Raw genomic sequence first — 11,701 nt, 5'->3', positions numbered from 1 at the left:
AAAAATGTGAGCAGTTACGCTCACATTTGTTGTTCTTCTTCATAATCACACGAAATACATTGTACTTGCACGCCTTTTTTCAACTTCTTCTCTACAAGCATACCTTCGCACTTCGGACATTTACGACCAATTGGTTTATCCCAAGATACAAAGTCACACTCTGGATACGTACCGCATCCATAGAAAAGACGTTTCTTTTTATTACTACGGCGTTCAATAATTTGACCTTTATCACACTTCGGACAAGTAACACCGATTTCTTTCACAATCGGTTTTGTATTACGACAATCTGGGAAATTCGAACAAGCCATAAATTTCCCGTATTTACCCATTTTAAAGACCATTGGGTGATCACACAATTCACAGTCTTCCCCAGCTGGTTCATCTTTAATTTCCACTTCACGCATTTCTTTTTCCGCTTTTTCTAAACGCGGTTCAAAGCCTACGTAGAAATCATCAACAATTTTTACCCAATTCGCATTTCCTTCTTCTACTTCATCAAGACTTTGCTCCATGTTAGCAGTAAATTCAATGTTAATAATTTCTGGGAAAAACTCTAAAATAAGTTCAATTACTATTTCACCAAGTTCAGTTGGAACGAAGCGTTTATTATCCAAACCTACGTATCCACGTTTTTGAATCGTTTCAAGTGTCGGTACGTAAGTCGACGGTCTTCCAATTCCAAGCTCTTCAAGCGTTCTTACTAGACGAGCCTCTGTATAGCGCGGCGGAGGTTGTGTAAAGTGTTGCTTCGGTTCTAAATCCTTTGAAAATACCGTTTCCCCTACTTCTAAAGGTGGCAACATTTTATCCTTTTCTTCAGCCCCATCATCTTTCGACTCTACATACACTTTCATAAATCCTGGAAACTTTACAACCGATCCACTTGCACGGAACTGAACATTGTTATTAATGAGTCTAGCTGTCACAGTATCCATTATAGCAGACGCCATTTGACTTGCAACAAATCGCTCCCAAATCAGTTTATACAACCGAAGTTGATCACGACTTAAGAAACTCTTTAGTTCCTCTGGCCTTCTCATTACCGAAGTAGGACGAATTGCCTCATGCGCATCTTGCGCGTTCGACTTTTTCGTTTCTTTCTTCTTTTCTGTCCCTATGTATTCCGCACCAAACGCCTCAGTAATGTAAGTACGCGCCTCTGTTTGAGCTGTTTCTGAGATACGTGTTGAGTCAGTTCTCATATACGTAATAAGACCTACCGTCCCTTGCTTTCCAAGATCTATACCTTCATACAATTGCTGCGCGAGCATCATTGTTTTCTTTGCTCGCATGTTTAACTTACGCGCTGCCTCTTGTTGCAAGGAAGATGTTGTAAACGGTAATGCAGGATTACGTTTTCGCTCTTTTCGCGTTACATTTTCAACTGAAAACGCATTATCTTTCATCTGTTCAATTATTTCATTCACTTGCGTTTCATTCGTTAATTGAACTTTTTCACCATCTACACCGTAAAAGCTTGCTTCAAATGTGTCTTTCCCCTTTACAAATTCTGTCTTAATTGTCCAGAATTCTTCAGGCTCAAAGATTTGAATTTCTTTTTCACGTTCGATAATTAAACGAACTGCTACAGATTGTACGCGTCCTGCACTTAATCCTTTTTTTACTTTCTTCCATAATAAAGGACTAATATTGTAACCAACAAGACGATCTAGTATACGCCTTGCTTGTTGTGCATCTACTAAATCCATATTAATCGCACGAGGGTGTTTAAATGATTCTTTTATTGCATCTTTTGTAATCTCATTAAACACAACTCGACAATCTGATTCAACGTCCACATTTAACGTATTGGCTAAATGCCAAGCAATTGCTTCCCCTTCGCGGTCTGGATCGGCCGCGAGATAGACTTTCTTTGCTTTTTTGGCCGCTGATTTTAAATCTTTTAAGACGGGACCTTTACCACGAATGGTAATATACTTCGGGGTGAAGTTGTTCTTTACTTCTATCCCCATTTGGCTTTTAGGTAAATCGCGAACGTGTCCCATAGACGCGACAACTTTGTATTTTTTCCCTAAATATTTCTCAATGGTCTTCGCCTTAGAAGGCGACTCCACGATTACGAGGTAATCTGACATGCTAGTGCCTCCTTAAGAGGTGGATTCAAGTCTTCATCAATCTTATTGATTTCTCTTGTTTTTGTCAATCAAGAATGAATATACCATACAGCGCCTATCTACCATTTGTCAATAATTGTTTAATAAAAACATAAAAATATAAGGTTAATTTAAAACCTCTTCCAAGATATCTTCTGCATTTCTTACTAGTTTTGCTCCTTGTTGAATCAAATGATTCGTTCCTGATGCACTATCTATAAATATAGGTCCAGGAAGTGCAAATACCTCTCTATTTTGCTCTAAAGCAAGGTCCGCAGTAATAAGTGTTCCACTTCTTGATTTCGCTTCTACAACTAAAACACCCTTACTTATACCACTAATAATCCGGTTCCTTTTTGGAAAATACCATTTTTTCGGTGCATAGTGCGGCGGATACTCTGTTAATAACAATATATATTCATTCCACGTTTCATATAAATGTCTATTTTCTTTTGGATACATATACGATAATCCATGTCCTAGTATTGCAATAGTCGGGCAATGCCGTCTTACTGTAATTTCATGAGACATTGTATCTATCCCTCTTGCAAACCCACTGACAATAAGCCATTCCCTTTCTAATAATGGGTGTAAAATAAATTTTAAACTCTCATGTCCATATAAAGTCGGTTCTCTCGTTCCAATAACCGCTAATTTATTCGCTTTATTGAGAAAACCCTTCTCTCCTTTTCCATATAACACAAAGGGGGGATCTTGTATTTCACGTAATAATTGTGGATAATCTTCATCCCATATAGTCATATAAAAGATTCGATTTTTTTCTAAATAAGATATATATTGCGGGAGATTTGAACTTTGAAGAAAATTTACTAATTCTGAAGATTTTTTCGAGGATATTCCAGTGTAGTATTCCATTTGTTTTGTATTAAACGTGTATATTCCCTTCAATTCAGGATCGACATATAGTAGTCTTTCCATCGCCTTCCAATGATCTGCTAAAAAATAATGAAGATGTAACAATCGTTCTCTTTTCATCTTAATTCTCCTTACCCATAATTTTTATTATGTAAACAAGAATTACGTAAAAAGACACCTTCAAGCAAGAAGGTGTCTTTCAACAGATTAGTAGTTTTTACAAGTTTCAAATAGACCTTTTTCTTTTAAGACAGAGATTAGCGTTTCGCCCATAACCGCTGGAGTTTCCGCTACTTTAATACCACAAGCTTCCATCGTTTTAATCTTTTCTGCAGCAGTTCCTTTACCGCCAGAAATGATTGCACCAGCATGGCCCATACGTTTGCCAGCAGGCGCTGTTTGGCCACCAATGAAGCCTACAACAGGTTTTGTCATATTAGCTTTCACCCATTCAGCTGCCTCTTCTTCTGCTGTACCACCGATTTCACCAATCATAATTACAGCATGCGTTTCTTCATCTTCATTAAATGCTTTTAACGCATCTATAAAGTCCGTACCGTTAACTGGGTCCCCACCGATACCTACAGCAGTAGATTGACCAATACCTTCTTGTGTTAACTGATGTACAGCCTCATACGTTAATGTACCAGAACGAGATACGATACCTACATGGCCTTTTTTATGAATGTACCCTGGCATAATACCAATTTTACATTCATCAGGCGTAATAACACCAGGACAGTTCGGTCCAAGTAAACGTGTATGTTTACCCGCCATATATCTCTTTACGTTTACCATATCTAATACAGGAATTCCTTCGGTAATACATACTACTAAATCGATTTCTGCATCAACTGCTTCCATAATTGCATCAGCCGCAAAAGCGGGTGGAACGTATACAACTGAAGCGTTTGCGCCTGTTGCTTTCACTGCATCTTCTACAGTATCAAATACTGGTACACCTTCAATATCAGTGCCACCTTTACCTGGCGTTACACCACCGACAATTTTCGTACCGTATTCAATCATTTGTTTTGTGTGGAATAAACCTTGAGAACCTGTAATACCTTGAACAATAACTTTTGTATCTTTATTAACTAATACGCTCATTTTTCTCCCCCGCTTTCTATTAGCCCACTAGTGAAACAATTTTTTGTGCACCGTCTGCCATAGATTCTGCTGCAACAATATTTAAGCCAGACTCATTTAAAATTTTCTTACCTAACTCTACGTTTGTACCTTCAAGACGTACAACTAAAGGTAATTCAAGACCTACTTGTTTCGTCGCTTCAATAACACCTTCTGCGATAACATCACACTTCATAATGCCACCAAAAATGTTAACGAAGATACCTTTTACATTTTTGTCAGAAAGGATAATTTTGAATGCTTCTGTAACTTTTTCAGCTGTTGCACCGCCACCAACATCTAAGAAGTTAGCTGGATCGCCATGGTAATGTTTAATGATATCCATTGTAGCCATCGCTAAACCTGCACCATTAACCATACAACCGATATTTCCATCTAAAGGAATGTAGTTTAAGTCATATTTAGAAGCTTCAATTTCTTTTGAATCTTCTTCATCAAGATCACGAAGTTCTAAAATGTCTTTATTGCGATATAAAGCATTAGAATCAAAGTTTAATTTCGCATCTAATGCCATAACTTTACCGTCACCTGTTGTAACAAGTGGATTGATCTCCGCGATAGAGCAATCTTTTTCGATAAACGCACGGTATAAGCCCATCATAAACTTCACAGCTTGTCCTACAAGCTCTTTTGGAATATTGATGTTAAACGCGATTCGGCGCGCTTGGAAGCCTTGTAAGCCTACTGCTGGATCAATATATTCTTTAAAAATCTTTTCAGGTGTTTGCTCTGCTACTTCTTCAATTTCTGTTCCACCTTCTTCAGATGCCATTAAAACAACTTGAGAAGTTGCACGATCTAAAACTAGACCAACATAATATTCTTTTTTAATATCGCAACCTTCTTCGATAAGTAAGCGTTTTACTTCCTTACCTTCAGGACCTGTTTGATGTGTCACAAGTGTAGTTCCTAAAATGCTCTCTGCATATGTACGAACTTCATCTAAATTTTTTGCAACTTTTACTCCGCCAGCTTTGCCGCGTCCACCAGCGTGAATTTGTGCTTTTACTACACATACATCCGTTCCTAATTCTTTCGCTGCTTCTACAGCTTCTTCTACTGTAAATGCAACCTTCCCGTTCGGAACGCTAACCCCATAGCTTTTAAGGACTGCCTTACCTTGGTACTCATGGATATTCATGGTCCCATCCTCCCCTGTTTTCCTGTTTTACTCGAAAAGTTTTTTAATGTTTAAAAAACATTACATTGCCATTGTATAAGATGATTGGCACGCTGTCTACAATAAAGTGTCAGAAAACTGAAATCGCTTTATTCTTTTTTGGAAATAATAATGTTCATATACCAAAATAAAAAAATAAGCTGCATATTCGCAGCTTATTTTTGAATCGTATCTTTAATTGGTGCAAACGATTTGCGATGTTCTTCTAATACTCCATGCGCTTCAATCGCTTCTAAATGTTTTTTTGTGCCATATCCCATATGTTGTTCAAATCCATATGCAGGATACTTTTCTCCAAGCTCTTTCATCATACGATCTCTCGTTACTTTCGCAATAATGGATGCAGCTGAAATAGAAATACTTTTCGCATCACCTTTAATAATGGATGTTTGCGGAATTGGTGTAGGAAGTTTCATCGCATCAATTAATAAATGTTCTGGTGCACAAGATAAATTCGCAACAGCATCTAACATCGCTTGTTTCGTCGCTTGATAAATATTTATCTCATCAATAACTTGTGGTGATACAATTCCAACTCCAATTGCAATTGCTTGTGTTTTAATTTCATCATAAAAACGCTCTCGCTTCGCCTCACTCAGCTTTTTCGAGTCATTCAACCCTGGAATATAAAAATCTTCCGGAAGGACAACAGCTGCCGTCACGACAGGCCCAGCTAGCGGCCCACGCCCTACTTCATCTATACCTGCAATAAATGTGAGCCCTTTTTCACGTAATGCAATCTCATACTTAGACATTTCGAAAAACTTTTCTTTTTCTTTCTGCGCTAACTCTTTTTGTTTATGCCACTTCAAAATGAGCTTTTGTACCCCTTTTCGCTCATCTTTCATTAATATTTGAAAGCGGTCGTCTTCTTCACTTATAATTTCTTGCAGTAGATGTTCCGCTTCTTGAATAGTCACTTTTTGCATTCACGCACACTCCCTTTATATACAAAAAAGAAAAGACGTACAAACGCACGTCTTATACTTCTTCTACTTTTTCAACACCTTCTACTTGCTCCGCGAACTCTTCTGGTGTTTCAAACGTCATTTTCCCAAGTTTTCCACCACGAAGCTCACGAAGTATAAGCTCAGATGTTTTATCATAATCAATCATTCCGCCGCCCATTAAACAGCCTCTATTTTTTCCAATTGCATCGAATAACTCCACAATATCTTCTGGAATTTCATTTAAATTATATCGATCTTTCAATCGTTCTGGATAATGTTTTTCCATAAAACGTAAAGCGTAAACAGCAACATCTTGTAAATTTAAAATTGAATCTTTAATTGCGCCCGTTGTCGCTAAACGAAGACCCACTAATTGATCTTCAAATTTAGGCCATAAAATACCCGGTGTATCTAACAGTTCCATTTCCTTCCCAACTTTAATCCATTGTTGAGCTGTTGTCACACCAGGACGATCTCCTGTTTTAGCGATATTTTTCTTCGCCAACTTATTAATTAACGTAGATTTACCAACATTCGGTATACCTACAATTAATGCCCGAATTGCTCTTGGTCTAATACCTTTTGCAACCATTTTATCAAATTTTTCTTTCACCAACACTTTACAAGCCGCTGCAATTTCCTTCATACCTTGTCCAGCTTGTGCGTTAATTGAAATTGCCATCTGGCCTTTTTCTTTAAAATATGCGATCCATTGCTTTGTTAAACGATCATCTGCCATATCCGCTTTATTTAAAACAACAAGCCTCGGCTTATGTGTAATAATCTCATCGATCATTGGATTTCGAGAAGATAAAGGTAATCGAGCATCTACAAGCTCAATTACAACATCAATTAACTTTAATTTTTCTGTTACTTGGCGTCTAGCCTTTGCCATATGTCCCGGGAACCATTGAATTACCATGTTGCCACCTTCTTTTTCTTTTATTTCACAATACGAGCATCTTTTAACGGCCAATATAGTATATTTGCTTTTCCAATCACTTGGTCCATTGAAATTGTACCAATCGAACGGCTATCTTTACTAAAACGACGATTATCGCCTAAAACAAATAATTGACCTTCTGGAACAGTTTTCTTCCCTGTCATTTCTTCAAGAGTAAAATCATATGTAAGCGGTCCGTCAGCAATTTGTTTTTTTTGCTTGTCTAAATACGGCTCCTCATAAGCCTTTCCGTTAACATATAGTTTATCATTACGATACTCTATTTCATCGCCTGGCAGGCCGATAATGCGCTTAATATAATCTTTATCTTCCGTCGCTCGGAATACGATAATATCAAATCTTTTCGGATCTCCTATGTGATAACCAATTTTATTGACAATCATTCGATCGCGATCATGTAAAGTAGACGCCATCGATACTCCATCTACGAGAATTGGCGCAAAGAAAAACTGTCTAATAACACCTGCTAATACAACAGCAATCAAAATTGCTTTGATCCATTCCCAAAGTGAACTCTTTTCTTTCTTCATGCATTTCCCCTCCACGATTATGTAAGCTGCTCGTATTATATCAAAATTTTATATAGATTGGAAAAAGGGAGCTTGTGTATTTACAAGCTCCCATACATGTCTTATCGAATTTCTTTAATACGTGCTTTTTTACCGCGAAGGTTACGTAAGTAGTATAACTTAGCACGACGTACTTTACCACGGCGAAGTACTTCAAGTTTCGCGATTCTTGGCGTGTGAACTGGGAATGTACGCTCAACACCTACACCGTAAGAAATCTTACGAACTGTGAATGTTTCACTGATTCCGCCACCACGACGTTTAATTACAACACCTTCGAAAAGCTGAATTCTTTCACGAGTTCCCTCAACTACTTTTACGTGTACACGTAAAGTGTCTCCAGGACGGAATGAAGGAAGGTCAGTTTTTAATTGGCCTTGAGTAATTTCTGCGATTAATTGTTGCATATTAAATTCTCTCCTTTAAACAGATGCTCTTATAAAGTCTTAATAAATTACAGCGGAACATCGTTAATACGGCCACTGTTTTCAGTAGCACAAGTGTTATAATAGCATATTGCTAGGACTGTTGCAATAGAAAATATATCAAGCCCTTACTTGTCTTCTTTAATCTGTTCTAGCCATTTCGCTTCTTGCTTAGATAATTCTCGTTCTTCCAGTAAATCCGGTCTACGCGTGTACGTACGACGTAGTGATTCTTTGTGTCGCCATTCATCAATATTTTTATGATTTCCTGACATCAGTACATTCGGTACCTTCATACCACGAAAATCAGCTGGACGTGTATAATGAGGATGTTCTAATAAACCTGTACTAAACGAATCCTCGACTTGTGAAGCATGATTTCCTAGCACTCCCGGGAGGAGACGCACGACACTATCCGTAATAACCATAGAGGCTAACTCTCCGCCGGTTAATACGTAGTCACCGATAGAAATCTCATCCGTTACGAGATGCTCACGAATTCGTTCATCGTACCCTTCATAATGACCACACACAAAAATAACATGCTCTTCTTCAGCAAGTTCTTCTGCCTTCTTCTGCGTAAAACGCTCTCCTTGTGGACACATTAGGACAACTCTCGGTTTACGGTCTGTTTCCTTCGTTAACTCTTCCACTGCATCAAAGATAGGCTGGGGGGTTAATACCATCCCAGCGCCACCACCATACGGATAATCATCTACGCTATTATGCTTACTCGTTGTATAATCGCGAAAATTGACAACACGAAGCTCTACTGCTTCTTTTTCTTGTGCTTTCTTTAAAATTGAAGATCCAAACACACCCGTAAACATATCTGGAAACAATGTTAAAATGTCAATTTTCATTATAATAGCCCTTCCATTACATGAATGGTTACTAATTTATTCTCAATGTTAACTTGAAGTACAACATCATCAATATAAGGAATTAATAGATCTTGACCTTTTGGACGTTTAATTACCCAAACATCATTTGCACCAGGAGATAAAATTTCTTTTATTGTTCCTAACGCTTCTCCTTCTTCCGTTACAACACTGCAACCAATAATTTCATGGTAGTAGTATTCACCTTCAGCTAATTCACCTAACTGCTCTTCTGGTACTTTTATTAAAGAACCTTTAAACTTCTCTGCTTCATCAACATTGTTGTATCCTTCAAATGTTAATAGATCAAATGTCTTATGTTGACGATGAGAAGTTACTTTCACTGGAAGGTAGTCTGTACTTTTCTCATTACTTATGTATAACGTGTTTCCTACTTTATATCGCTCTTCTGGAAAATCAGTACGAGAAATAACACGAATTTCTCCTCTTACGCCATGAGTATTTACAATTTTCCCTACGTTAAACCATTTTGTCATAAATAGTATGTCACCCCTGGTTTCTATATAAATTAAGCATCTCCATTTCACATATGGAACATGCAACTTCTCTTTAAATGTTAAAAAAGGGAGAGGAAATAACTCCTCGCCCTTTTTACGTTTATTGAATTTCCAGTGTTACTTTTTCATCATTATGATGTCCCACTGAATACAAGAGCATTCGAATTGCTTTCGCAACTTTCCCTTGCTTTCCAATGACTTTTCCAACATCCTCAGGATGTACAGTTAATCGATACTTTATCTCTCCGTTGTAAAGTTCCTGTGTAACTTTTACATCTTCAGGATGATCGACAAGAGGCTTGACAATCGTCTCGACTAACTTCTTCATAGTCATTGCCTCAATTACTTACCTTGTTTAGATAAGTGGAATTTCTCCATGATACCTTGGTTAGAGAATAAGTTACGAACTGTATCAGATGGTTTAGCACCATTTCCTAACCATTTTAATGCTGCTTCTTCGTTGATCTTAACTTCAGCTGGTTGAGCAACCGGATTGTAAGTACCGATTTCCTCAATGAAACGTCCGTCACGAGGAGAACGAGAATCTGCAACAACTACACGATAGAAAGGAGTTTTTTTAGCTCCCATACGTTTTAAACGAATTTTAACTGCCATTTATAAAGCACCTCCGAATTTATTTCACACAGATAATTATATTAGCAAAAAGACTATTGCTTTGTAAAGTATTTTTTCTTAACAGAGCCATCTTTTTTCCTTACATGAATGGAAACTTCAATCCACCTAGTCCTTTTTTCTTACCTTTTTGCATTCCCGTCATCGTTTTCATCATCTTTTTCATATCATCAAATTGCTTGATTAAACGATTGATCTCTTGTACTGTTGTACCGCTACCTTTGGCAATGCGCTTTTTGCGACTAGCATTGATTATTTCCGGTTGTTCTCGCTCTAATTTAGTCATAGAACGAATAATTGCCTCAATATGCCCAATTTGTTTTTCATCAACTTGCGCATTTTTCAGCCCTTTAATTTTATTTGCACCAGGAAGCATTCCTAACAATTCATCAAGCGGTCCAAGTTGACGCACTTGTCCAAGTTGTTCTAGGAAATCGTCAAGCGTAAACGAAAGCGTACGCATTTTTTGCTCAAGTTCTTTTGCTTTCTCTTCATCAACTGTAGCTTGCGCTTTTTCAATTAATGTTAAGACGTCTCCCATCCCTAAAATACGGGATGCCATACGCTCTGGATGGAACGCTTCAATCGCATCTAGTTTTTCACCCATACCAACAAATTTAATCGGTGTATTTGTTACCGCCTTAATAGATAATGCTGCACCACCGCGCGTATCACCATCTAATTTCGTTAATACAACACCTGTTAAACCTAACTGTTCATGGAAACTTTGTGCAACATTTACCGCGTCTTGTCCCGTCATCGCATCGACAACAAGGAAAATTTCATCCGGTTTCGCAACTTCTTTCACTTTCGCTAATTCATCCATTAGTTCTTCATCAATATGCAGGCGACCTGCTGTATCAATTAAAACATAATCGTGATGATCTTCTTTTGCTTTTGCAATCGCTTGTTTCGCAATTTCAACAGGACTTACTTGATCTCCTAAAGAGAATACAGGCATGTCCAATTGCTTCCCTAATGTTTCAAGCTGTTTAATCGCTGCTGGACGGTAAATATCCGCTGCAACAAGCATTGGTTTACGATTATGCTTTTTACGAAGCAAATTCGCAAGCTTACCTGTCGTCGTTGTTTTACCCGCACCTTGCAGACCAACCATCATTATAACAGTCGGTGGCCTATTAGCAACAGCAATTTTGCTTTGCTCTCCGCCCATAAGTTCTGTAAGTTCTTCCTGTACGACTTTAATTACTTGTTGTCCAGGTGTCAAACTTGTCATTACATCTTGTCCGACAGCACGTTCAGACACACGCTTTACAAAATCTTTTACTACTTTAAAGTTAACGTCCGCTTCTAAAAGAGCTAGACGAACTTCTCTCATCATTTCTTTCACATCGGCTTCAGAAACTTTTCCTTTGCCGCGGATTTTTTGCATTGTCTGTTGAAGTCGGTCGGCTAATCCTTCAAATGCCATATTGCCG

Annotated in this window: 13 protein-coding genes; all 13 read right to left on the bottom strand. The window is 37.9% G+C overall.

Annotated features, from left to right (window positions below; translation table 11 throughout):
• Positions 1–20: 20 nt before the first annotated feature.
• On the bottom strand, positions 21–2,099 hold the full coding sequence (gene topA, locus DN393_RS10140) for a type I DNA topoisomerase (protein WP_001286953.1): 2,079 nt from the start codon (positions 2,097–2,099) through the stop codon (positions 21–23).
• A gap of 144 nt (positions 2,100–2,243) precedes the next feature.
• Positions 2,244–3,113 (bottom strand): DNA-processing protein DprA, encoded by an 870-nt coding sequence (gene dprA, locus DN393_RS10135; RefSeq protein WP_088047267.1) that lies wholly within the window; start codon positions 3,111–3,113, stop codon positions 2,244–2,246.
• A gap of 87 nt (positions 3,114–3,200) precedes the next feature.
• On the bottom strand, positions 3,201–4,103 hold the full coding sequence (gene sucD / locus DN393_RS10130; protein WP_000115178.1) for a succinate--CoA ligase subunit alpha: 903 nt from the start codon (positions 4,101–4,103) through the stop codon (positions 3,201–3,203).
• A 19-nt stretch (positions 4,104–4,122) separates the two neighbouring features.
• Positions 4,123–5,283: an ADP-forming succinate--CoA ligase subunit beta gene (gene sucC, locus DN393_RS10125; RefSeq protein ID WP_001020778.1), complete on the bottom strand. Its 1,161-nt coding sequence runs from the start codon at positions 5,281–5,283 to the stop codon at positions 4,123–4,125.
• A 194-nt stretch (positions 5,284–5,477) separates the two neighbouring features.
• Entirely contained in the window at positions 5,478–6,251 is a 774-nt protein-coding gene (locus DN393_RS10120; protein ID WP_064475007.1) for a ribonuclease HII, read from the bottom strand.
• Between the two features lie 52 nt (positions 6,252–6,303).
• Positions 6,304–7,194, bottom strand: coding sequence for a ribosome biogenesis GTPase YlqF (gene ylqF, locus DN393_RS10115; protein WP_048546006.1), 891 nt, complete (start codon positions 7,192–7,194; stop codon positions 6,304–6,306).
• Positions 7,195–7,214: 20 nt separating this feature from the next.
• Complete coding sequence (gene lepB / locus DN393_RS10110; protein WP_000711857.1) at positions 7,215–7,766, bottom strand: signal peptidase I; 552 nt, start codon at positions 7,764–7,766, stop codon at positions 7,215–7,217.
• Positions 7,767–7,867: 101 nt separating this feature from the next.
• Positions 7,868–8,212: a 50S ribosomal protein L19 gene (gene rplS, locus DN393_RS10105; protein WP_001186518.1), complete on the bottom strand. Its 345-nt coding sequence runs from the start codon at positions 8,210–8,212 to the stop codon at positions 7,868–7,870.
• A 146-nt stretch (positions 8,213–8,358) separates the two neighbouring features.
• Positions 8,359–9,093 carry a tRNA (guanosine(37)-N1)-methyltransferase TrmD gene (gene trmD, locus DN393_RS10100; RefSeq protein WP_064475006.1) on the bottom strand — a complete coding sequence of 245 codons (735 nt, stop codon included), beginning with the start codon at positions 9,091–9,093 and terminating at the stop codon, positions 8,359–8,361.
• Complete coding sequence (gene rimM, locus DN393_RS10095) at positions 9,093–9,608, bottom strand: ribosome maturation factor RimM (protein WP_000170282.1); 516 nt, start codon at positions 9,606–9,608, stop codon at positions 9,093–9,095. Before rimM ends, trmD begins: the two co-directional genes overlap by 1 nt.
• Positions 9,609–9,729: 121 nt before the next feature.
• On the bottom strand, positions 9,730–9,957 hold the full coding sequence (locus DN393_RS10090; RefSeq protein WP_000737397.1) for a KH domain-containing protein: 228 nt from the start codon (positions 9,955–9,957) through the stop codon (positions 9,730–9,732).
• A 14-nt stretch (positions 9,958–9,971) separates the two neighbouring features.
• A complete protein-coding gene (gene rpsP, locus DN393_RS10085) occupies positions 9,972–10,244 on the bottom strand; it encodes a 30S ribosomal protein S16 (RefSeq protein ID WP_000268750.1) in 273 nt (90 codons plus the stop codon).
• Between the two features lie 100 nt (positions 10,245–10,344).
• Positions 10,345–11,694, bottom strand: coding sequence for a signal recognition particle protein (gene ffh / locus DN393_RS10080; RefSeq protein WP_048546014.1), 1,350 nt, complete (start codon positions 11,692–11,694; stop codon positions 10,345–10,347).
• Positions 11,695–11,701 lie beyond the last annotated feature (7 nt).

Origin of the sequence: Bacillus sp. BPN334, assembly GCF_008368885.1 — a bacterium.
Lineage (GTDB): Bacteria > Bacillota > Bacilli > Bacillales > Bacillaceae_G > Bacillus_A > Bacillus_A wiedmannii.
Note: the sequence above shows the minus strand (reverse complement) of the source record. Positions and strands in the feature narration are given on the sequence as shown.